The organism is Rouxiella chamberiensis (assembly GCF_026967475.1).
GTDB lineage: Bacteria > Pseudomonadota > Gammaproteobacteria > Enterobacterales > Enterobacteriaceae > Rouxiella > Rouxiella chamberiensis.
Genome location: NZ_CP114058.1, coordinates 2,284,192 through 2,305,569, shown reverse-complemented (window position 1 = coordinate 2,305,569; position 21,378 = coordinate 2,284,192). Strand labels below are relative to the sequence as shown.

Below are 21,378 nucleotides of genomic sequence, written 5' to 3'. Positions count from 1 at the left end.
GGGGAGGAATAATTTGAGTTAGGGCTTGGCGATCGCAGGGCGTATTGCTGCCCTTTATGAAATCAGCTCGGCTGCCAGCGCTGTAAAATACCGCCCTGATGGCCGGTAACAGGATCGGTGTCCGGCAGGGCTATCCGCGCGATATTTTGTCGGGCTTCGGGCAGTTTCGACGGGTCGTCATGATACAAATCGGGACTCAACCCGTTGGGATAGGCGCCCAACACCTGAAAATCGGCGCTGGCCGACAGCTGCTTATGGCCCACACCCGCCGGGATGAGCACGACATCGCCTTTTTTCAGGTGGGTGATGGGGCCGTTTTCGCCGCCAAGCTGCACTTTCGCCATGCCACTGCTGACGCCCAGAAGTTCATGCGTATTGGAGTGAAAATGGGTGAACGTGAAGATTTGATAGCGCCATTGAACCGGCCAGCCGTTGCGGGCAAAAAGATTGGCCAGATAGGCATCGGTATTCGCTGTATTTTGTGGTGCAGCCTGCTGATAAATCAGTAAAGGAAGCTTATCATTAGGAACGCCGCCTACCGGTTTGTCCAGCGGCAGGGCACGAATGTCGACGTGCGGTGGTGTGTCGGCGGGCAGGGAAGACGTTTTCGCATACCCGGTGACGGGCATTGCCGAGGCAAGCAGTAAAAGCTGGCAGAAGTCTCGTCGTGAGACGTGATGGCGGTTGATCCTCTTCATTGAGCGCTCCTTAATTTACAACGACAGGGCAGTTTGAGTTAACCTATTGTCGAGGAAGGCTTTCTGAACGCAGACATCGTTTATCATCAAGGCCAATGTCGCGATCCCACAGTTAAAAGTGTGAGGCAGATCGCAATATTGTCAAGGCGAGGTCACGGGTCATGAACGGGAAAGGCGCAGTGCAGAAGAGATAAAACAGCCCCGAAGGGCGGTTATAGGGTTAAAAATCACCCGCGGGTTCAGGATTACTGATTGCCTTGAGAGAAAGGGGCAAATGGTAATTCGGTTGACTGGAGAAAAAGGTTTGCAGAGCAACGCGCTTGTTTCTGTCAACAGAGATCTCTTGCATGGTTTTGCGGAAAATACTGTAACGACCGCAAGTTGTACAGGTTACGTTGACCACTTTTTCAGTTAAGTTAAGTGAAGTTTTGGTCTTGATTGTACTTTGGCATAAAGGGCACTCATCGGGAGTGTGAACAGCGGTGGAGCTCATAAAACCTCCGGTTTTATCTGGGCCAGCGCGGAGTATAGCGCAAAAAGCGGTCAACCCCTTAGCGCTAATTGTACAAAAGCCGATCTGATTGGATTGTTAAGCTCTTTTTGTCGTTTTGAGGCGTGGTTAAGCTTCCTGTTGGGCCGTATATTGCCGAGGGTGGATTTCCCTGCGGGTCATTTAATTAAGGAGTTGAAGTGGATTTTCTCATGGCAATCCCCGTACTTTTTGTGCTGGTGGTGATTATTTTCCTGATTTCATACCGTTTGAGTCATGGATCAAGGCGCAAGACCCGCCAGAGCGGGAAACGGAGCCACACACCTTCGCGAAGAGGGGGCGGCGAAGAGGGCGTGCGACTTAGCGAGCAGAATGAATCGATGTTTGATATGACCCGTTACGAGAAAATCGATGGCACCCGTTTTCGCCACATTTATGTCGTCGGCGACATTCACGGCTGCCTGAAACAACTCAACCTGCTGCTGGATTCACATCAATTTTCCAGAGAACAGGATTTACTTATTTCGGTCGGCGACCTTATCGATCGCGGTGAAAACAGTCCGGGTTGCCTCGAGCTACTCGAACAACCCTGGTTTGCCTGTGTGAAGGGCAATCACGAGCAGATGGGACTCGATGCGCTGCGAGGTCAGCACGTCAGCCGCTGGTTAAGCAACGGGGGCGACTGGTTCTACAAGCTTCCGGTAGAAGAAGAACTGCGCGTCCGCGAACTGTTTAAAAAAGTCGATGCACTGCCGCATATCATTGAAGTCAGTACACCGACCGGCCTGACCATTGTTGCGCATGCCGACTACCCTGCGCCGCGATACATCAGCGGCAATCCGCTCAGCGCACATGAAACCATGTGGAGCCGTCAACGTCTTGGCAAATCCCGTGAAGGGCAGGTTCAGGACATCGAAGGGGCCGAGCGGTTCTATTTCGGCCATACGCCGGTTGAAAAAGAGCAGCAGTTTGCCAACCAGTTCTATATTGATACCGGTGCCGTATTCGGCGGCTGGTTGACGTTGGTGCAGATTCAGTAAGCCGGGAAAAACATGGAAAACAAGCGCGAAGATCGGCTGCAACGGTTGTTGCTGGCACTGAAAAAACCGACAAGATCCATCTCAAGGACGCGGCCGTGCTGCTCGAGGTCTCCGAAATGACCGTCCGGCGCGACCTTAACGGGGCCGACTCCCCGCTTATCCTGCTGGGCGGTTATATCGTTATCGACCCCAAAAACAGTCCGGCGACGCACTATTTTGTCAGTGAACAGAAAACCCGTCACATCGCGGAGAAGCATCGGCTCGGCAAACTGGCCGCCCAGCTTATCGATGACGACGACCTGGTCTTTTTCGATTGCGGCACCACAACGCCGTATATCATTGAGCATATTCCCGACGAACGTGTGTTCAGCGCTATCTGCTACTCCCTCAACACGTTTCTGGCGTTGCAGGACAAACCGCACTGCGAGGTTATCATGTGCGGCGGCATGTACCGGCCCAGCAATAATATTTTCATTCCGTTTGGGCAAAGCAGCAACGAGCTGCTGAATGCGCTGCCCGACAAGGCGTTTATTTCGGCGGCGGGGATCAGCCTGCAATATGGCGTCAGCTGTTTTAATTTCGACGAATTATTAATGAAGCATCAGGCGATGCAGCGCTCGCGGCAGAAAATTTTGGTTGCCGACTACAGTAAATTCGAGCAGGCGCGTCCGGCCGCGATTGGGCCAATCAACGACTTCACCCATCTGGTGACCGATTCTGCGCCGCCGCAGGCGTATCAGGATCACTGTCAGGCCAACGGAATAACGCTTATCTATTGATGGCGCGAAAGGATGGCGTAGCAGGATGGCGCGGTATCGGCGATACCGCGTTGAGTAGAATTTAACGCAGAGGGGAGGTTTTTTCGACCGACTGAAAGAACACCACTTCAAACACGCCTGTCTGTCTGCCGTCGTTTAGATATTGTTCATAACAGGCGCGGCCGTCGGGACGATATCCGCTGCTGGCGAGATGCACCTCGATAAAGTCGGTCCAGGCTTTGGCAAAGTTTTCGCTGTCGACGGTGGTGTGAAACGCCGCATAGGTGCCCGCGGGCAGAGTTTGCAGCACGATGCCGTCTGCATCGTCGCCGAGAACGAAATGATCATCGACCGTCACGCAGGTATCGGCGCGACGCGCGTCCGGGTCAGTCGCGAGCGGGTTGTCCCAAAAAATCGTCAGCCATTCGCCTTCGCCCAGCCCGTGTTTTTCCGCCCAGGGGTAAGCGCCGCAAAACCTTCTTTCACACTTTTTTCATAGGGTCCGACCACGCGGTAACTGGCGACCACTTTTGCCGGTTTTTCCATAATCATAAATGCCACGGTGCATTCCTCACTTTGTCTATAACAGTTTACCGTTATTTATTTATTAACTGCTCTACGCGCTATAACAGTCTTGCTGATAAAATCGTCTTATCAAATCGCAGTATTGTCCTGACTGAATGTAGTGAGGTTATCAATGGATGTCGTTAAAAAAATTCTGAATAGTGAGATAGAACGCATAAATCGTGCGGAAGGTCGCGACGGTAAGCCGAGAATTAATAGCGAGTTTTTCGCCAATCATCCGTGGCTGTGTCTGGCAATGTTTGTCGGTTATATCGCCGTCGGTATCGTGATGTATGCCTCGCCTTACATGGGATTGGGCTGGTTTGCCGGATTTACCGCGTTTCTCATTTTCATGGCCGCGATGCTATTGCTGGAAATCAAACCGACCTATCGCTATGAAGATATCGGCGTGCTGGATTTGCGCGTGTGCTACAACGGCGAATGGTTCTTCAGCCGTGAAATCTCTTCCGACGCGGTGGCGTCACTGCTTGCCAGCAACGACGTCAGCAGCCGCTTTAAATCGCATGTGCAGCGTATTGTGCAAAATAAGGGCGGCATCGACTTTTATGATGTCTATGATCTGGCCCGTCAGTATCAGGATGCGCCAAGCGTCGTACAGACTGCTCAACTTGCCTAGTTAGCCCCCGACTTTCGCCCGCGATATCACGTTTTCCGCGGCGGCTCTGATAAACTGTTTGTTATCTACGCTTCTTTGTTATATAGAACGCAATGAAAAGTACGCAAAGAGATGATAAAATATCCTTTGTCGCATCAGGAGCCGCTGTGGAACGTATCAAACTCTCTATCCATCATCTTCATAAACGGGTTGCGGGCGAAAAGCACGATGCTCACGCAACTGCGCGTATTTATGCCGGTGACACACTCATTCTGACTGAAACCATGCAGGGTCAAGCCGCGTGGTATGACCGTTTTATTCAGGCAAAAGAGGATAACGGTCTGCCGTTGCGCGTCGAATGGGACTGCGATGGCGAAGCCAGTATGGACGTCTCACGGGTGGAAGTTTGCGCCTGCTGTGGCGGCGACGAGAGTTTGCACCGTTAATCCCTTTCATCGGCACTGCTGAAACCATAACGCGAGTTTTTCCTATCGATTCAGGAGTAGGAGCAAAGGCGAAAATGAAATTTATTACCAACGAATTCGAATATCGCAACTGGATAATCAATGAAATATTCCAGGCGAGCGTTGTCGGCGAATCCACGGATTTTGCCGATCAGGAAATTGACGATTTTATCTTTGATGCACGGCCCGTTGCGTATCCGTGTATCGCCGTGATGATCCAGACACCCGGTCAGCCCGGCGTGTGCGAACCGCGCTTCGTGTATAAGGAGCAGGTGTTCGAGTGGGCACATCAGATGGGCTTTGGTTTTGACAGCTAAGCCCTGAAGCAGTAAACAAACACTTCAGGGCCAGACAGCTATGACACAGGGCTGTGCTGCGCCCCGTTAGACATTCTTGCGATCAATCTTCTCTTCGCCCCAAAAAAGATAATCCTCTTTGGTTTTTGCAAAGGCGACCGGTAACACTTCGTCGCTGCCTTCTTCCCAGATTTTCTGGGCTAACACTTCGTCGTTGTCGGCCAGTTCGAAAATTGCCTCAGCTATCTCGTGAGAAGTTTCACGCACGTTGGCCCAGGCTTTAATATTTGAACTTGTCATGTGCTTCTCCTTTAATTTGGCTCCCCTTAACTATGGTCGCTGAATGGAGGAGACGCAAATCCGACTGCCCAAAGCCTGGTCAGTTGACCTGAAAATCGGCAGGCGAAGAGGGCAGAGCACAGATTAACGGGATCGCCGCCGCGCTGTCGTTTATACTGGCTTCATGCCGGTAACCCGTAATGCTGGCAACCCTCGCAATACGCCGTGAACGGCTATGATTAAAAAAAGTAAACAAGGTGACACCATGAGCGACGATATTTTTGATTTCGACATAGATGCTGCGCTGGAAACGGCCGAAGAGAAAGCCGCGCAGAAAGCCAACGCCGTGCCGGAAATTCTGGACGACGAAGCAGACTGTGAAGGCTGCAAAATCTGATTCGTGCCTGCCTGAATGCCGAATGCATGATAAAAAAACCGCTGCGGCGGTTTTTTATTGCCTGAAATTCGCCGTGCAGTAAGCAATGTGTGCTTTTTTGGCCGGGAGCAAATCGTAAAGCTTTGTAGCCCTTTTGTGTGGGCAAACATTAGCGTTGCTAAATTTTCCTTTACGGGCATAGCGTTAGCGTGTCAACGCGTGCAAAGGAAAAGGGGCGAAATCGTTAAGAAATCGTGAGGCTGTATAAATGGGATAAATTCCTATAGAACAGCAAGATAGCTTGAGTAAACTCAGCAGCATCAGATCGGACAGATCCTGGAGTTGATAATGAAAAAAATAATAGCGCTTATCGCGGTGATGACGGCCTTGTCAGGGCTTCCCGAGATAGCACATGCAAATGTTTCGATTGGTGTGAATACCCCCGGTTTATCACTGCGCATCGGTGACCGTGACCCGCGCGGCAACTACTGGGACGGCGGCAACTGGCGTCCGCCGGGCTGGTGGAGCCATCATCGCCGCGATCGTGGCCGCTGGGTCTACTATGAGCCACCGCGTCGCCACTATCATCACGACCGCCATTGGCGAGAAGGTCCGCCACCGCGCCACTGGCACGGCGGTCCGCCTCCGGGCCGATGGCATGAAGGTCCACCACCGGGCAGCTGGTAATCGCGCGATACTCGTTGCGCGACCCGCATAAAGATTTTTTGTGTCAAACAGCTGTAACCGTAGTCTGTAAATAATAGAGGTGAAGTACAGGGTTGGCGCTGGCGATGCACTGGCATCCCCAACGTCAATTCTGTACTTTTTAGTTGTGCTTTACCTTAATTACCGCGCACTTCCACCAGCACCGGACACGGCGCATTCGCCACCACTTCCGCACTGACCGATCCCTTGAATATCCTGCCAAATGCCGTTAGCTGGCGATGCCCCATGACAATCACCGATGCGCCTTTCTCTCTGGCTTCGCTGACCAGCGTTTCACCCGCCGAGCCGACCACCAGATTTCCCTGCGCCTTGATGCCGGCCTCTGCAAGCTGTTGCAGCGCGCGCGCAACGACCGCCGTGGCGGTGTCCTGCTCAGCCGTTGCCGCCGGATACTCCGTGATATCGCCGGGCTGTTCCTGCTGATTGGCAAAGGCATAGGCCTCATCGATGCAACAGGTGACAATAACCTGTGGCGCGCCGTGCTGCGCAACCTGCGCCGCCAGAGCCACCACCTGCGAAGTCTGGCTGGAACCGTCTACTGCAACCAAAATGACATCAAACATTGCGTAATCCTTTTAGCAAAAGTATGAATGAAGCAGGGCGTCACTTACCGCTGCCGAGTTTACCTATCTCGCCGATCAACGACTCTTTGCACCGCATGATGGCCTGCTGCACGCTGAGTTGCTTGGCGGCATGGCGCTCTGTCGGCATTAAAACCGAAATCGAATAGTGGCCGAGAATCGTGTCGATGGCGGTCGCCATCGATGAGATGCCGAGCACGGTTTCTCCGCTTTCCATCGAGATCCCGCTGTTGCGCACCGCATCGACCTTACGAAGCAGGGTATCGATGTCTTTCACGGTATTTTCCGTCGCGGGTTCCAGCGTTTCTCCGACCAGCTGGCGGATCTCGCTATCGCTTTTCAGGGAGAGCAGGGCGCGTCCGGCGGAAGTGCTGTAGATAGGCAGGTTCAAGCCAAATTTCGGCACCACGCGCAGCTCGCGTTCGGCGACAATATGATGAATATTGGCGATTTGTCGCCCGCTGGCACGGCCCAGCGCAACGGTTTCCTGCGTGTCGTGGCACAGTTGCTGGAGATACGGCGAGGCGATGGCGATAACGTCGGTATGAATGGTCGACACCAGCCGCAGCAGCATCGGCCCCAGCCGAACGCCGCCCGCGCCTTCGGTGCGCACAATGCCTTCTTCCGTCAGGGCGGCCACGATGCGCTGCACCGTCGAGCGCGGCAGTTGCACTTCCGTGGCAATGGCGCCGAGGCTCAGTCCCTCGGGATGACTGCCCAGCGCATTAAGAATCGCGGCCGCACGGGAAATAACCTGAATCCCGCCACTGCGCTCTTCTTCGCTAGAGGTTTCATTATTCATTCTACTGATTTGTCCCTGTTTATTGCCTTTCACACATTGTAACTCCCCGCCAGCCCAAGCGCACGTCGCCTGAAATATAGGCAACAATCACATTGCAATACAGTGCATCGTATTATAGTATCTCGCTGCTGTACCGTATAGCGGTGCATTGCATCATTTTTATAAGAGCGACTTATGACCCAGCCAATTTCTCCGCCCCTTGTCGGCAATGGACCCGCTTCGCCAGCGCCCCCGATCCCCCAGCCTTTTACACTGCGGCTGGTAATCGGGCTTGTCGGCGTGCTTATTGCGTCTCTCTGTTCGGGATTGAACGACCGCGTTACCGATATCGCGCTCGCCGATGTGCGCGGTGCATTGAATATCGGCAGTGATCCCGGGACCTGGGTCATTGGCGCCTATCAGGCCGCCGAAGTTGCCGCCATGATGCTGGCCCCGTGGTTTGCGATGACCTTCTCACTGCGCCGCTTTGCGATAGCCGTCTCTCTGGGCTTTGCGCTGGTGGCGCTGGTACTGCCCTTCGCGCCGAATATTCCGGTCTTTATCGCGCTGCGCGTTGTGCAGGGGATTTTTGGCGGCGCACTGCCTCCTCTATTAATGACAGCGGCGCTGCGTTTTCTGCCGCCGGCCTACAAGCTTTATGGCCTGAGCGCCTACGCGCTAACCGCCACCTTTGGGCCGAATATCGCCACCACGCTCGCGGCGTTTCTGGACCGATGACGTCGGCTGGCATTGGGTTTTCTGGCAGGTGATCCCGCCGTGTTTGCTGGCCGCCTCGATGATTGGCTACGGCATTCCGCAGGACCCTTTGCGTTTTGAGCGCTTTAAGCAGATGGACAAGCTCGGAATGCTGACGGGGAGCAGCGGTATCGCCTTGCTGGTTCTGTCACTTCAGCAGGGAGAGCGCCTCGACTGGCTCAACTCGCCGCTGATTGTCACCATGCTGCTGTCGTCGATAGCACTGCTTATCATTTTTCTGGTCAACGAGTGGTCGCACCCCCTGCCGCTTTTCAAGCTGCAAATGCTCAAGCGGCATAATCTGACCCACGGCCTGCTGACGCTGGGAGGGCTGATGATTCTAGTGCTTTCCGGCTCGGCGCTGCCGTCGAGCTATATGGAAGGCGTGCACGGTTTTCGCGCCGTACAGGTCGGGCCGCTGGCGCTGACTATCGGCCTGCCGCAGCTGATTCTGGCACCGATGGTCGCCGCCGTTCTGAATCTGCGCTGGGTAGACAGCCGCGCCGTGCTGATTACGGGGCTTGGGCTGATTGGTCTGTCGTGTTATGGCGGCAGTTTTATGACTCAGGCGTGGGCGCGCGAAAACTTTTACTGGTTGCAAATCATGCAGGCATTCGGCCAGCCGATGGCGATTCTGCCGGTGCTGATGGGCGCGACCAGCGTGGTACAGCCGCCCGAAGGACCCTTTGCCTCGGCGATGTTCAATACCGTGCGCGGGCTGGGCAGTGTTATGGGATCGGCGCTGGTGGGGGAATTCTCGAGCAGCCGTGAACAGTATCACTCCAGTGTACTGCTTAATCATGTCGGCAATGCCAGCGCGCTGCTGTCGCAACCCTATGAGGGCGACGGGACTTACCTCGCGCCGCTCAATCCCGACGGTTCGGCTATCTCGACGGAAGTTTTGAGCGCCTTTTCGTCGCTGGTTAAACGGCAGGCCACGATACTGGGGCTTGCCGACAGTTATCTGATGATCATCGGCGTCGCGATTGCGCTGGCCCTGCTCACGCTATTTCTGCCAAGGCGCACCTATCCGCCGCAGTCTGTCGTCAAAAAGCCCGACTAGCGTGCGCGGTGGAGAGGCAAGACAAGCCTAAACGTGGTTTTAACGATTAATAATGGAAACACAAGAGAAAAATAACATGTCCAAGACATCCTCATTTCGTCCTGTATGGCTGGCCGTTGGGGTCATCGTTGTCCTGCTGATTCTGTTGGGCTGGTATCTGATTGCCGGTCAAACCTCGCCGACGACCGACGACGCCGTGATTTCTGCCGATTCGACACTGGTGGCACCGCGTATTTCCGGCACCATTCAGGACGTGCTGGTCGCCGATAACCAGCAGGTCAAGGCGGGGCAGTTGCTGGCAAAAATCGATGACCGCGATTACGTCAATGCGGTGCACACGGCGCAGGCCGCGCTCGAAACGGCGCAGGCGCAGAGGCAAAGTCTGCTGGCGCAGATTGCCAAGCAGCAGCCGACCATCGATCAGGCAAAGGCGATGGTCGCCGCCGACGCCGCAGGGCTGGTGTATGCGCGCCAGAGTGCCGAACGCTATCGACAACTGGCCAAAAACGGGTCGACCTCGCTGGATCTGCGCGACGACTCCGACGCCAACTATCGTCAGAAGCTGGCGAGCCAGCAGAGTGACATGGCCGCCGTTCGCGCCGCCGAGAAGCAGCTTGAGGTGCTAAACGCCCAGCAGGCGGAGGCCAAAGCCGCGATCGACTCGGCGCAGACCGCGCTGGATCAGGCGCAGCTTAACCTGTCCTATACCGAGATCAAGGCGCCAGTCGATGGCATGGTGGGTGTGCGTTCGCTACGCGTGGGGGCTTACGTGAGCGCCGGAACGCGCGTGCTGGCGCTGGTGCCTATCGATAAGGCGTACGTGCTCGCCAACTATCTGGAAACCCAGTTGGCGCACGTTCAACCTAATCAAACGGTGAGTATCAAGGTCGATGCCTTGCCGGACGTCACCTTGAAGGGCAGGGTAGACAGCGTGGCACCGGCGACCGGCGTGACGTTCTCGCCGATTACGCCTGATAACGCCACCGGAAATTACACCAAGGTGACACAGCGCCTGGCGGTGAAGATTCTGCTTGATGACAATCAGCCCGATCTCGCGCGCCTGCGCGTGGGCATGTCCGTCGTGCCGACTATCGATATTCACTAACTGCCGATTTGCAGGCAGCAAAAAGGGCGGGTGCCGGAGAAATTACTCTCTAACGGCACCCGCCCTTTTTTCATTGTGCGCAGAAAGGTGACTTAACTCTGCTGGGTGCGGCCTCCGGCACCTGCGCTGTCTTCCTTGTCTTTCTGCATAAACTGCCATTTCCCCGAGAACAGGAAACGCAGCAGCGGGATGCGTTTATGCACCTCGTACAGCAGGAAGGCGATACCAAAGACGAACACCAGACCTACCCAGAACCCGACCCAGTCGCTTTTAATCAGCGGCGTTATAAACGCGCCGTAAATCAGGGTCAACGGATGGTGAATCAGGTAGACAAACAGCGACGCATTAACCAGATAAGTGACAAACGGTGACTGGAAATTCAGCACATAGTGGCTGAACGAGAACACCACATTCACCATCAGAATACCCAGCAAACTGGTGATAATCGCATCCAGCTCCATCGAGTACAGTTCGGGCGTATTGATGTGCTGATTAATCATGTAGGCCGCGAACAGCACAATACAGACGGCGCAGGCAGGCACCGACGGTTTGAGGAACATGCTTTTCAGGTTGGCGAACTTGAACGCACAGGCACCAATAAAGAAAAACGGCAGATAGAATAATGTCTGCATGACAATAAAGTTAAATGCGCCGTTACCCAACAGGTCGGGTGCAAAAAGATATAAGGAACGGTTAAAGGCGGCGTAAATTAAACCGAAAAACAAAAAGAGTATTGAGATTTTTCCTAAAGAATCAGCCTCGCGAATTATCTTTAAAATACGACTATTCTTATTCTCTTTTAATGCGCGGAATAAATAGAAGGAAATACTGGTGAGTATTACCAGCGTCAACAGGAACCATAAATGTGCAACAACTTCCCAGACGGTAATATTGACTTTCTGGTAGATGTTCATGGTTCCCCAGTTGGCGAACTTGTCGGTAAAGTAATAGAGAAACGCCAGCTGCGGAATGGTGATCAGCGGGAACGCCGCGATTAGCGGGATGGCGACGCGCTCAAGCCGCACCTTCAGCCATTTCTTCTGCTCGTAACGTTCGAAGAGCATATAGGAGAAATAACCGGAAATAACAAAGAAAACCTGCATGCGGAACGCATGGATAGTATCGTTGAATATTGTCAGACCATCGGAGGGCGTCACGCTATTTACCGCCCAGATATGGCTGGAATAGATCAACGAGATATGAAATGGAATACCGAGCAGCATCAGGTACGCTCGGATGGAGTCCAAAAAGAACTCACGGGTTTGAGTTTGTGGTTTCATAGTGATCCATTTTAGCAAAATATCCTATCACCACCGCTTATTTTCTCATCATATTGTTACTGATTAAGAACTGTCTGCTTTTTGTAAAGCAGCAACTGTAGCGGGCCGCAACCCTACTATAGACTCAGACAACTTTCCATAGCGGGACTTACACCGAATTGTTATCCTTGTATAACTATGTGCTTAAACGGTTCATCAACGGGTTGAATCGAACACCTCTCATGTTGTCGGATTTCCGACTATTCCTTAAAATGGACTAAATGAGTTAAGCACATTTAAAGGAGGGGACGTGCCGGGTAAAAATTTTTCCAAAGGGCCAGATATGACTAAAGTCCGTTTGCTAAGTGCCGCAGTGTTGATGACCTTGTTCACTTCATCTGCCTTTGCTTTTTCTATTGATGATGTTGCCAAGCAAGCCAAGGCGCTGGCTGATAAAGGTTACGAAGCACCAAAAAGTAATCTGCCATCTCAATTCCGCGACATGAAATTTGCGGACTACCAACAAATACAATTCAATCACGAGAAAGCGTATTGGAATAATCTGAACACGCCGTTCAAGCTTGAGTTCTACCACCAGGGCATGTACTTCGACACGCCGGTCAAAATTAATGAAGTGACCGCCAACAGTGTCAAGGAGATCAAATACAACCCCGACCTGTTTAATTTCGGCAACGTAAAACACGATGCCGACTCCGTGAAAAATCTCGGCTTCGCCGGTTTCAAGGTTCTTTATCCGATCAATAAAGCAGATAAAGATGATGAAATTATGAGCGTGCTGGGCGCGAGCTATTTCCGTCTGATTGGCAAAGGTCAGGTTTATGGCCTGTCTGCCCGTGGTCTGGCTATCGATACCGCGCTTTCTTCCGGCGAAGAGTTCCCGCGTTTCCGCGAATTCTGGATTGAACGTCCGAATCCGGATGAAAAACATCTGGTCATCTATGCGCTGCTCGACTCGCCGCGTGCCACCGGTGCCTATCGTCTCGACGTTTATCCGGGCAAAGAAGCCAGCGTAGACATTCAGGCGAAAGTCTTCCTGCGCGACAAAGTGGGCAAACTGGGTCTGGCGCCGCTGACCAGCATGTTCCTGTTTGGTCCAAACCAGCCTTCAAACGTGATGAACTTCCGTCCGTCGCTGCATGATTCAGACGGTCTGTCCATTCATGCCGGCAACGGTGAATGGATCTGGCGTCCGCTGAACAACCCGCGTCACCTTTCGGTGAGCCAGTTCACGATGGAAAATCCAAAAGGTTTCGGCCTGCTGCAACGCGGTCGCAACTTCTCGGCCTATGAAGATCTCGACGATCGCTATGACCTGCGTCCAAGCGCCTGGGTAGAGCCGAAAGGCGACTGGGGCAAAGGCAAGGTCGAGCTGGTGGAAATCCCGACTGCGGATGAAACCAACGACAACATCGTGGCCTTCTGGACGCCGGATCAGCTGCCCGCTGCCGGTACGCCTATCGATCTCAGCTACCGCGTGCACTTCACCCGTGAAGAAGACAAGCTGCACTCGCCGGATTCGTCATGGGTATCCCAGACCCTGCGTTCGGCCGGTGACGTGAAACAGTCCAATCTGGTGCGCGAGCAGGATGGCAGTGTGGCCTACGTGGTCGACTTCGTCGGACCTGCACTGAAATCCCTCAAGCCCGATACGCCGGTTGCGTCTCAGGTCAGCATGGGCGACAACGCCGATCTGCTTGAAAACAATGTCCGCTATAATTCAGTCACCAAAGGCTGGCGTTTGACGCTGCGCCTGAAAGTGAAGGATCCGAAGAAGCCGGTTGAAATGCGCGCTTCTCTGGTCAATGGCGACAAACCGCTGAGCGAAACCTGGAGCAACCAGTTACCTGCCAATGAATAAGACAACGCATTCTACTCAAGAGTACGTAGAAGCCTTGCCCCTGACTGAGACTCAGAAAGGGGATATTTCTCAGCAGCTTCCGGCTGCCGAGGACCTTGCTTTCACGTCTCTGCATCACCGCCTCGGCGGTGATTCACTGGCGCCTGTAGACACGGCCGACGCGCAGGCACCGCTTGCCTCGGTCAAGGCGCGTATTCGCGAAGGCTGGCCCGATGCCGACGAGCACGGCACGTTATCCGATGTCGATAACGAAGGCCGCGCCGTGGTGAAAGCCATGCCGCCAATCAAACGTTCCAGCATGTTCCCTGAAGTCTGGCGCACCAACCCGGTGGGCCGTTTCTGGGATTCCCTGATGGGACGCAGTGCGATTGCCCGTCGCTACACCTCTTCTCAAATGCCCGAGTCCGAGAAGAGATGGCGCGCCGCCGGTTCCATTCGCCGCTATATTCTGCTGGCGCTGATGCTGGTGCAGACCGCCATCGCAACCTGGTACATGAAAACCATTCTGCCTTATCAGGGCTGGGCGCTGATTGACCCGTCCGATATGCTGAATCAGGACTTGCTCCAGTCCGTGCTGCAACTGCTGCCTTACGTGTTGCAGACCGGCATTCTGGTGCTGTTCGCCATCCTGTTCTGCTGGGTCTCGGCCGGTTTCTGGACCGCGCTGATGGGCTTCCTGCAACTGATGATCGGGCGGGATAAATACAGTATCACTGCCTCGACCACCGGTCAGGAGCCGTTGAACCCGAATAATCGCACCGCGCTTATCATGCCTATCTGTAATGAAGACGTGGAACGGGTATTTGCCGGTCTGCGTGCGACTTACGAGTCGGTGAAAGCCACGGGCGATCTGGATCAGTTCGACATCTATGTGCTGAGTGACAGCTACGACCCCGATATCTGCGTCGCAGAGCAGAAGGCGTGGATGGAAGTCTGCCGCGATGTCGACGGCCACGGCCGTATCTTCTATCGTCGTCGCCGTCGTCGCGTGAAGCGTAAAAGCGGCAACATCGATGACTGGTGCCGTCGCTGGGGCGGGGAATATGCCTACATGGTCATTCTCGACGCCGACAGCGTGATGAGCGGTGAGTGTCTCACCGGTCTGGCCCGTCTGATGGATGCCAACCCGAATGCCGGGATTATCCAGTCTGCGCCAAAGGCGTCGGGCATGGATACGCTGTATGCGCGCTGTCAGCAGTTTGCGACCCGCGTGTACGGACCGCTGTTCACAGCCGGTCTGCACTTCTGGCAGCTGGGCGAGTCGCACTATTGGGGCCACAACGCCATTATCCGCGTGAAGCCGTTTATCGAGCACTGTGCGCTCGCGCCATTGCCGGGTGAAGGCTCTTTTGCCGGATCGATTCTGTCGCACGACTTCGTTGAAGCCGCGCTGATGCGTCGTGCCGGTTGGGGCGTGTGGATTGCCTATGATCTGCCGGGCAGTTACGAAGAGCTGCCGCCGAACCTGCTTGACGAGCTGAAACGCGACCGTCGCTGGTGTCACGGTAACCTGATGAACTTCCGCCTGTTCCTGGTAAAAGGCATGCACCCGGTGCACCGTGCGGTGTTCCTGACGGGCGTCATGTCGTATCTGTCGGCACCGCTGTGGTTTATGTTCCTGGCGCTGTCTACCGCGTTGCAGGTCGTGCATACGCTGATGGAACCGCAATACTTCCTGCAGCCGAGGCAGCTGTTCCCGGTCTGGCCGCAGTGGCGTCCCGAACTGGCCATTGCGCTGTTCTCGACCACCATGGTGCTGCTGTTCCTGCCGAAGTTGCTGAGCGTGGTGCTTATCTGGGCCAAGGGCGCGAAAGAGTTTGGCGGCGCAATCCGTCTGCTGGTGTCGATGCTGCTGGAAATGCTGTTCTCCGTGCTGCTCGCGCCGGTGCGCATGCTGTTCCACACGGTCTTCGTGGTCAGTGCTTTCCTAGGCTGGGAAGTGGTCTGGAACTCCCCGCAGCGTGACGACGACGACACCCCTGGGGCGAAGCCTTCAAGCGCCACGGCTCGCAGCTGTTGCTCGGCCTGGTCTGGGCGGGCGGCATGGCGTGGCTGGACCTGCGTTTCCTGTGGTGGCTTGCGCCTATCGTCTTCTCTCTGATCCTCTCGCCAATCGTGTCGGTGCTGTCTAGCCGCGCAACGCTTGGGATGAAGAGCAAGCGCGCCCGACTGTTCCTTATTCCGGAAGAGTACAATCCGCCACGAGAGCTGGTCGCGACAGAAACCTATCTGCAGCTGAACCGCGAACGTATGTTGAAAAACGGCTTTATGCACGCCGTGTTCAACCCGACGTTCAACGCACTGGCAACCGGGATGGCAACCTCTCGCCACCTGCTGCGCGAGACTATCGAGAATGGCCGTCAGCAGATGCTTGAAAAGGCGCTGCAAAGCGGGCCGAAAGGTCTCGGCAAGGCCGACCGTCTGATTCTGCTGAGTGACCCTGTTATCATGGCGCGTCTGCACTCGGCGGTGTGGACTCGACCTGAACTCAAGGAATGGAAAGAGTATTACGCGGAGCTGCCGCGCAATGCCGAAGCCTTCCCCGAGACACAAACGCTGGGTATCAAGGCTTGACGAGACGTTGAAGTCAGCGCGTTAAAAAAGGGCAGGGTGCATAACGCAACCTGCCCTTTTTATTGCAGCCGACCTTTGCGCGCGACGCGCTTAATGCACGGCCGCGGTATTCGGCGGCGTCAAATCTTTTACCGCGCTCAGTCGCTCTACTGTGGTGTGGAAAGTATCTTCATCCACCGGCTGCATGGTGCCGAAATCCACCTTGCCGCGATACAGGTCGCGATCGGCTTCAACGATATGCGGTTTGGTATTGAGACTGCCGGAAGCGACACAGACATTGTTGACCTGCTTCAACGCGGGATCCCAGATATTGCCCATCTTGCTGCAACTGTCTATCCATACAAATTTCTGACTCGGATCCAGCGTCGAGAGCTGCTTTTCCAGGGGATCGGAAAGATACACGTCAAACATCGGATCGATTCGCCCGTCGCTAACCCGCAGTATCAGCGGAAACTTGAAGGATACGCCGGAAAACGTCAGCAGCTTGGCGTCAGTGTGCAGCACGTAATCGGAAATGCTCTTCGGGAAATCCCACATCTTGATGATGGCCGGTTTCCAGCGCAGCGTATGCTTGCGGATATCGCGATAGTTGTTGGCCAGCGATTCACTGGTCAGCGTGCTGCGACCCAGACCGATGACATTGTCACCGCCGAGAATATCCAGCACCGTGGCACCGTTGTCGAGCGTTGTGCGCTTCTGGTCGATGACCTGATTGTTTTCACCGGTCCCGCGCAGCACGAAGAACAGATCACGGCGCTCCTGTTTGGTCAGAATCGAATAGGCGGTGTTGTTCATTGCCAGATGATCGGATGACACTACAATCACTGTATTCTTGAAATACGGCGAGGCCTTTATCCTGTTAATCAGCCTGGCGACCTGCTCCTGACTGCACGCCACGGCGCTGAGCGACTGATTGCGCTTGTTATTGTACAGATAGCTGTTGCGTTTGCAGGTTGCGTCAACGTAGCCGTCGGGGTGATGCGTATCGACGGTCAGGGCAAAGAGTGAAAACGGCTTGCCCGCTTTGGACAGCGCCTCAAACTTGTCGTAAACGAAGTCCAGCATGGTGTCGTCATACCAGCCCCATTCATTTTTGTAGTTGGCGTCTTTGACGTCCGGCTTCAACTCGTTGTAACCATAAAGATTGTCGATGCCGTGAGAGCGCAGCAGCAGCTCTTTACCGGCAAAGGCCAGATTGGCACCCTGATAGAAATAGTTGGTGTAACCCGATGCCTTGAGCACGTCGCCGAGACAGACACTGCGCGGGTAGAACGTCGACAGCGAGCTTGAGGCGTTGCTGTCGAACGGTGCAAACAGCGGAATGCCGCACAGCGCCGACACCATGCCCGATACGGTGTTTTCGGCACCCGGAATCTGCACGGTATTGCTGAAATCGATAGACTCTTTCTTGATGGCACCGAGTTCCGGCGTTAAATCCGGGAACACGTCGTTGTCGAAATAGGTGCGCTCGAGACTCTCGCCGAAGATATACACCAGATTGGGTTTGCTGCCGGTGATGTTCTTGACCGGATCTTTATAGTTTTCGCTAAAGTCGGATTTGTCATCACCATATTGCGAGGTGGTAAGGCTTATCAGCTGCGCGGTCGCGGGCGCAGTACCAATCGCCAGCAGGGCAAACAGCAGCGCCAGAAAGTTGTAGATAATGCTGCGATTGCGGTTTTTGTTGCGCACGATAAGCCAGGACAGCAGGCCGAAGACCAGCAGCACAAACACGAACAGCCCGACCGCAGGCAAGACATATTTGCCGACGCCCGCACCGGTCAGGCTGTTGGTTATGGTAAACAGCACCTCGTCATTAACGCCTTCACCGGTGAAATAGTTACTGGCCGTCCAAATCGCGCTCAGCAGCAGGAACAACGCGGACAACAGCAAAATCAGAGAAATCCAGAAAGAATTTCGTTTTGCCTTTAGGGTGCAAAGGGCAATCGAGGCAATAAAAAACAAAACGGAAATGATTTCTGGGGCCATGAACATTCCTTGGGTAAAAAAGATGACCGATGAGGAGGTAATTGATTGAATTTATTCGCCTTAATTTTTACAAAAGACGATCGCAGACAATAATCCCCTGCGGTTTATTTTAATAGTAATTTAATAAACAATTCATATACCGAATAGTGGGTCAGCATTTTATAGTGCAAAAGAGGAGAAAGCACGAATAAGTGGAGGTCTTGCTTTACGTTTGCTTAACACGGGATGAAAGAGGGCCTGTGGTAAACTTTGCGTCAGGAAAGTTTAGAGAAAGGGGCAAGGCGTGAAGATGGGGTTTCTGGCGAAAGCCACGCTCATAGGGGTTGCGGTAACGGTGCTATCGGGCTGTGGCAGCATTATCAGCCGTACAATGCCGGGGCAGGGCCACGGCAACCAGTATTATCCCGGTGTGCAATGGGACCTGCGCGACGGACCGTGGCGTTATGTCACCGTCATCGACGTGCCGCTGTCGATGATAGTCGATACCTTCATGCTACCGATTGACGCCCGCCACGGGCCTTACGAATAAGCCTCGACGCTCACGAGGCGACGCGCGTCTTACTCGTCGTCACGACCCGGATACGGGTCTTCGTCGTCCCACTCTTCCGCGGCGGCAGCGCCTTCCTCGGTATCCAGAGGCGGTTGCAGCTGGTATTCGCCTTCATCCCATTCGTAGAGCGTGTTTTCGTCCTGCCACTCTTCCAGCAACTCCTGCTTGTCGAAGTCGTCATCGAAAATCGCCTGCGCCGCTTCACCGCTCAGGAAACTCAACCCTTCGGTTTCGTCACCCTCGTTGGCACCGAACTCGGCTTCCCACATGGTGTCACCATCCTGCATGATATATTTTTGCAGGTTGAATTGACTGACGGACGGGGTTTCATCGTTGTCCACCACCTCGGCGTTTTGTTCCAGAAACTCTTCGCGTGCTGCGTCCACAGCCTCTTCCAGCGTTGCATACAGTGACATGATTCCTCCATTTGCACAGATTGCATTGATTTAGGAAATCATAGTAGAAGATTGGGCTGTCAAGGCAGGCGGGGGCAAAAAAATCATATTCTTTGAAAACCCCCTGCGCGTTCAGGTAAATAGGGGTTTTAACGCGCAGGAGTGTCAATGAAATTCAGCTTTGCAAAGGCGATGGGGCGATAGGGTAAAAGTTTTGCAAACGGGGTTTCTTCGCCGACGTCGGAGGTTCAGAGTGCGGATCTCGTCATTTGAAAAGGTTACTATCATGCACTCAACCCTTCGTACTCTGTTGTTCCCGCTTTGTGGTCTTGCTGCGCTGATGAGCGTGGGCAGCCAGGCGGCCGATACCCCATCCAAAGCGCCGCAGGACGCGCCTTCTGGCCAGTCCCGCGAAATGCCGTCATTCCACGGCGAAGAGGAAGGAATGCCGCACTTTCCGCCGATGGGCATGATGATGCCACCGCCGCCGATGCACGCCTTCTGCCATGGCGGAGAGCTGTTCTGCGCCTCGGTTGCCAGCGACAATCCGACCGATACGCTGCAAAAGCTGAACGGCGTGATTCCGGCGGCGACAGCAGGCAAACATTACGAAGTGCGCGTCTCCGTGGTGGAAGTGCCGGATTTCCCGCACCCGGGTCCGCAGGGCAACAAACCCGAAGACAGAAAGTAAGTCACGCGTTTTAGCGCGCCGCGTGCGTCAGGATCACTCGACCGTGGCCTGACGCGGGCGGCGCTGCAAACTCCAGTAGGAGTAGCAGGCGTTAAACAGCACCACGACCGCCGTGACGCCGAACACGGCGCGAAATCCATAGCCCGCCGACACCGCAGCGCCCAGCAAGGGGCCGGTCACATTACCGACATCACGAAACGACTGGTTGTAGCTAAAGACACGTCCCGCCACCTGATTGGTACAGTTATAGATAAGCAGCGTCTGAACCGCAGGCAGCAGCGCGCCATCGGCCGCCCCGAGCAGGAAGCGCAGAATGCCGAGCTGCCACGGATTCTGAACAAACGCCATCGGGATAAGCAACAGCACCGATACTCCCAGCATCGCCACCAGAATGCGCTCCGGCCCGATCCTGTCGCCAAGCTTGCCAAGCCGTGGCGCACTGAGTAACGCGGCCACTCCCGGCACGGAGGCAATCATGCCGCTGATAAATGCCAGACTCTGCGTATGGCCGGCCAACTCGCGCACGTACAACGTCAGAATCGGGGCGATGGACCCCGTCGCAACCTGAATAATCATCGTGGTGATAAACAGACACAGCACCAGTTTGGGATCTTTTAGCGAGGCGAACACCTGCTTGCGGTTTAGCATGTCTTTCTTGTTGACCGGCACAAACTGTTCGCGAATCAGATACAGCGTCATCAAAAAGCAGACAAACAGCACGGCGGCGGTAATAAAGAAGACGGGGCGCAGGCCGTAGCTGTCGGCCAGAATCCCGCCGACCAGCGGACCAATCAGCGCACCGCTCACGGCGCCGGTCGACAGCGTGCCGAGCGCCCAGCCGCTTTTATTGCGCGGAATCTGCGTCGCTATCAGCGCATTGGCATTGGGCACAAAGCCGCCGAGCAGGCCGAGCAAGGCCCGCAGAATGAGAAGTTGCCAGATATTCTGTGCAAGCCCCATCAACACCATCACGATAGCCATGCCGAGCGCGGAACGCAGCAGCATCAGCTTGCGCCCTTTGCGGTCGGCGAGTCCGCCCCAGAAGGGAGAGGCAACGGCTGAAAACAGGAAAGTAATGCTAAACACCAGGCCGGACCACATGTTGAGGGATTCGTGGCCGGTCACGCCGAGCGTTTCGATATAAAGGGGCAGGAAGGGCATGACAAGGCTGAAGGCGGCACCGGTAAGAAAGCAGCCTATCCAGGCGACGAAAAGATTGCGTTTCCAGTTAATAGGTTCTGGTGCGTGATCCGATGCGGGTGCCGAAGTCATAAATTACCAATGAGTGAGGTCCATTTACTCTGCAAAGAGGGCAGAACTGAGCACAACAATAGTGAACTAGCTCGATAATTATGCGCCGAATTATTACCCACTTCAATGAATAGGCTGACTTATTACGAAATAATAATTAACAACAAAAAGGGGGAAGGGAAGGCAGGCAAGCCCGT

21 protein-coding genes and 3 pseudogenes are annotated in these 21,378 nt (G+C 54.5%); 13 read left to right on the top strand and 11 right to left on the bottom strand.

What is annotated here, in order from left to right:
* Nucleotides 1-62: 62 nt before the first annotated feature.
* Both O1V66_RS10710 and O1V66_RS10705 read right to left on the bottom strand, forming a co-directional pair.
* Nucleotides 63-698 carry a cupin gene (locus tag O1V66_RS10710; RefSeq protein WP_045046438.1) on the bottom strand — a complete coding sequence of 212 codons (636 nt, stop codon included), beginning with the start codon at nt 696-698 and terminating at the stop codon, nt 63-65.
* A gap of 220 nt (nt 699-918) precedes the next feature.
* Nucleotides 919-1,191 (bottom strand): hypothetical protein, encoded by a 273-nt coding sequence (locus O1V66_RS10705; protein ID WP_072045043.1) that lies wholly within the window; start codon nt 1,189-1,191, stop codon nt 919-921.
* A 197-nt stretch (nt 1,192-1,388) separates the two neighbouring features.
* On the opposite strand from O1V66_RS10705, the gene O1V66_RS10700 reads away from it, so the two are divergent.
* Nucleotides 1,389-2,228, top strand: coding sequence for a metallophosphoesterase (locus O1V66_RS10700; RefSeq protein WP_269128316.1), 840 nt, complete (start codon nt 1,389-1,391; stop codon nt 2,226-2,228).
* Between the two features lie 12 nt (nt 2,229-2,240).
* Nucleotides 2,241-3,007, top strand: a pseudogene (deoR, locus tag O1V66_RS10695) (DNA-binding transcriptional repressor DeoR).
* Nucleotides 3,008-3,068: 61 nt separating this feature from the next.
* Here deoR and O1V66_RS10690 read toward each other — a convergent pair.
* Together O1V66_RS10690 and O1V66_RS10685 are read right to left on the bottom strand one after the other, a co-directional pair.
* A complete protein-coding gene (locus O1V66_RS10690) occupies nt 3,069-3,401 on the bottom strand; it encodes a GyrI-like domain-containing protein (RefSeq protein ID WP_269128350.1) in 333 nt (110 codons plus the stop codon).
* A gap of 2 nt (nt 3,402-3,403) precedes the next feature.
* Nucleotides 3,404-3,547: a hypothetical protein gene (locus O1V66_RS10685; protein WP_269128315.1), complete on the bottom strand. Its 144-nt coding sequence runs from the start codon at nt 3,545-3,547 to the stop codon at nt 3,404-3,406.
* A gap of 136 nt (nt 3,548-3,683) precedes the next feature.
* On the opposite strand from O1V66_RS10685, the gene O1V66_RS10680 reads away from it, so the two are divergent.
* The 3 genes from O1V66_RS10680 (at nt 3,684) to O1V66_RS10670 (ending at nt 4,947) form a co-directional block, all read left to right on the top strand.
* Nucleotides 3,684-4,187 (top strand): YlaC family protein, encoded by a 504-nt coding sequence (locus O1V66_RS10680; RefSeq protein ID WP_045046441.1) that lies wholly within the window; start codon nt 3,684-3,686, stop codon nt 4,185-4,187.
* 146 nt (nt 4,188-4,333) lie between these two features.
* Nucleotides 4,334-4,612 (top strand): hypothetical protein, encoded by a 279-nt coding sequence (locus tag O1V66_RS10675; RefSeq protein ID WP_045046442.1) that lies wholly within the window; start codon nt 4,334-4,336, stop codon nt 4,610-4,612.
* A gap of 74 nt (nt 4,613-4,686) precedes the next feature.
* A complete protein-coding gene (locus tag O1V66_RS10670) occupies nt 4,687-4,947 on the top strand; it encodes a hypothetical protein (protein ID WP_045046443.1) in 261 nt (86 codons plus the stop codon).
* A gap of 66 nt (nt 4,948-5,013) precedes the next feature.
* Here the strand turns inward: O1V66_RS10670 and O1V66_RS10665 are convergent, their stop codons facing one another.
* A complete protein-coding gene (locus tag O1V66_RS10665) occupies nt 5,014-5,226 on the bottom strand; it encodes a YccJ family protein (protein WP_045046444.1) in 213 nt (70 codons plus the stop codon).
* Nucleotides 5,227-5,470: 244 nt separating this feature from the next.
* Between O1V66_RS10665 and O1V66_RS10660 the strand changes: the two genes are divergently transcribed.
* Together O1V66_RS10660 and O1V66_RS10655 are read left to right on the top strand one after the other, a co-directional pair.
* Complete coding sequence (locus O1V66_RS10660; protein WP_269128314.1) at nt 5,471-5,602, top strand: hypothetical protein; 132 nt, start codon at nt 5,471-5,473, stop codon at nt 5,600-5,602.
* A 327-nt stretch (nt 5,603-5,929) separates the two neighbouring features.
* Nucleotides 5,930-6,268, top strand: coding sequence for a DUF2502 domain-containing protein (locus O1V66_RS10655; protein WP_045046445.1), 339 nt, complete (start codon nt 5,930-5,932; stop codon nt 6,266-6,268).
* Between the two features lie 155 nt (nt 6,269-6,423).
* On the opposite strand, the gene O1V66_RS10650 is transcribed toward O1V66_RS10655, so the two are convergent.
* Nucleotides 6,424-6,870, bottom strand: coding sequence for a universal stress protein (locus O1V66_RS10650; RefSeq protein ID WP_045046446.1), 447 nt, complete (start codon nt 6,868-6,870; stop codon nt 6,424-6,426).
* A gap of 40 nt (nt 6,871-6,910) precedes the next feature.
* Nucleotides 6,911-7,690, bottom strand: coding sequence for an IclR family transcriptional regulator (locus tag O1V66_RS10645; protein ID WP_045046447.1), 780 nt, complete (start codon nt 7,688-7,690; stop codon nt 6,911-6,913).
* A 174-nt stretch (nt 7,691-7,864) separates the two neighbouring features.
* Between O1V66_RS10645 and O1V66_RS10640 the strand changes: the two are divergent.
* Together O1V66_RS10640 and O1V66_RS10635 are read left to right on the top strand one after the other, a co-directional pair.
* Nucleotides 7,865-9,488, top strand: a pseudogene (locus O1V66_RS10640) (MFS transporter).
* Nucleotides 9,489-9,564: 76 nt separating this feature from the next.
* Nucleotides 9,565-10,593: an HlyD family secretion protein gene (locus tag O1V66_RS10635; protein ID WP_045046871.1), complete on the top strand. Its 1,029-nt coding sequence runs from the start codon at nt 9,565-9,567 to the stop codon at nt 10,591-10,593.
* A 92-nt stretch (nt 10,594-10,685) separates the two neighbouring features.
* On the opposite strand, the gene mdoC is transcribed toward O1V66_RS10635, so the two are convergent.
* Nucleotides 10,686-11,873, bottom strand: coding sequence for a glucans biosynthesis protein MdoC (mdoC, locus tag O1V66_RS10630; protein ID WP_045046449.1), 1,188 nt, complete (start codon nt 11,871-11,873; stop codon nt 10,686-10,688).
* Nucleotides 11,874-12,195: 322 nt separating this feature from the next.
* On the opposite strand from mdoC, the gene O1V66_RS10625 reads away from it, so the two are divergent.
* Complete coding sequence (locus O1V66_RS10625) at nt 12,196-13,731, top strand: glucan biosynthesis protein G (RefSeq protein WP_045046872.1); 1,536 nt, start codon at nt 12,196-12,198, stop codon at nt 13,729-13,731.
* A pseudogene (gene mdoH / locus O1V66_RS10620) lies at nt 13,724-16,305 on the top strand (glucans biosynthesis glucosyltransferase MdoH). Before O1V66_RS10625 ends, mdoH begins: the two are co-directional and overlap by 8 nt.
* A gap of 90 nt (nt 16,306-16,395) precedes the next feature.
* On the opposite strand, the gene opgB reads toward mdoH, so the two are convergent.
* Nucleotides 16,396-18,294, bottom strand: a complete 1,899-nt coding sequence (opgB, locus tag O1V66_RS10615) for a phosphatidylglycerol--membrane-oligosaccharide glycerophosphotransferase (protein WP_052673369.1) — start codon at nt 18,292-18,294, stop codon at nt 16,396-16,398.
* A gap of 289 nt (nt 18,295-18,583) precedes the next feature.
* Between opgB and O1V66_RS10610 the strand changes: the two genes are divergently transcribed.
* Nucleotides 18,584-18,823, top strand: a complete 240-nt coding sequence (locus O1V66_RS10610) for a YceK/YidQ family lipoprotein (protein ID WP_045046451.1) — start codon at nt 18,584-18,586, stop codon at nt 18,821-18,823.
* 29 nt (nt 18,824-18,852) lie between these two features.
* On the opposite strand, the gene O1V66_RS10605 is transcribed toward O1V66_RS10610, so the two are convergent.
* On the bottom strand, nt 18,853-19,260 hold the full coding sequence (locus O1V66_RS10605; protein ID WP_045046452.1) for a MysB family protein: 408 nt from the start codon (nt 19,258-19,260) through the stop codon (nt 18,853-18,855).
* Between the two features lie 265 nt (nt 19,261-19,525).
* Here O1V66_RS10605 and O1V66_RS10600 point away from each other — a divergent pair, with 265 nt between their 5' ends.
* The gene (locus O1V66_RS10600; RefSeq protein ID WP_045046453.1) at nt 19,526-19,930 is read left to right on the top strand and encodes a hypothetical protein; all 405 of its coding nucleotides are present in this window, start codon (nt 19,526-19,528) and stop codon (nt 19,928-19,930) included.
* A gap of 33 nt (nt 19,931-19,963) precedes the next feature.
* Here O1V66_RS10600 and mdtG read toward each other — a convergent pair whose 3' ends face one another.
* Nucleotides 19,964-21,202: a multidrug efflux MFS transporter MdtG gene (gene mdtG, locus O1V66_RS10595; protein ID WP_045046454.1), complete on the bottom strand. Its 1,239-nt coding sequence runs from the start codon at nt 21,200-21,202 to the stop codon at nt 19,964-19,966.
* Nucleotides 21,203-21,378: the final 176 nt, after the last annotated feature.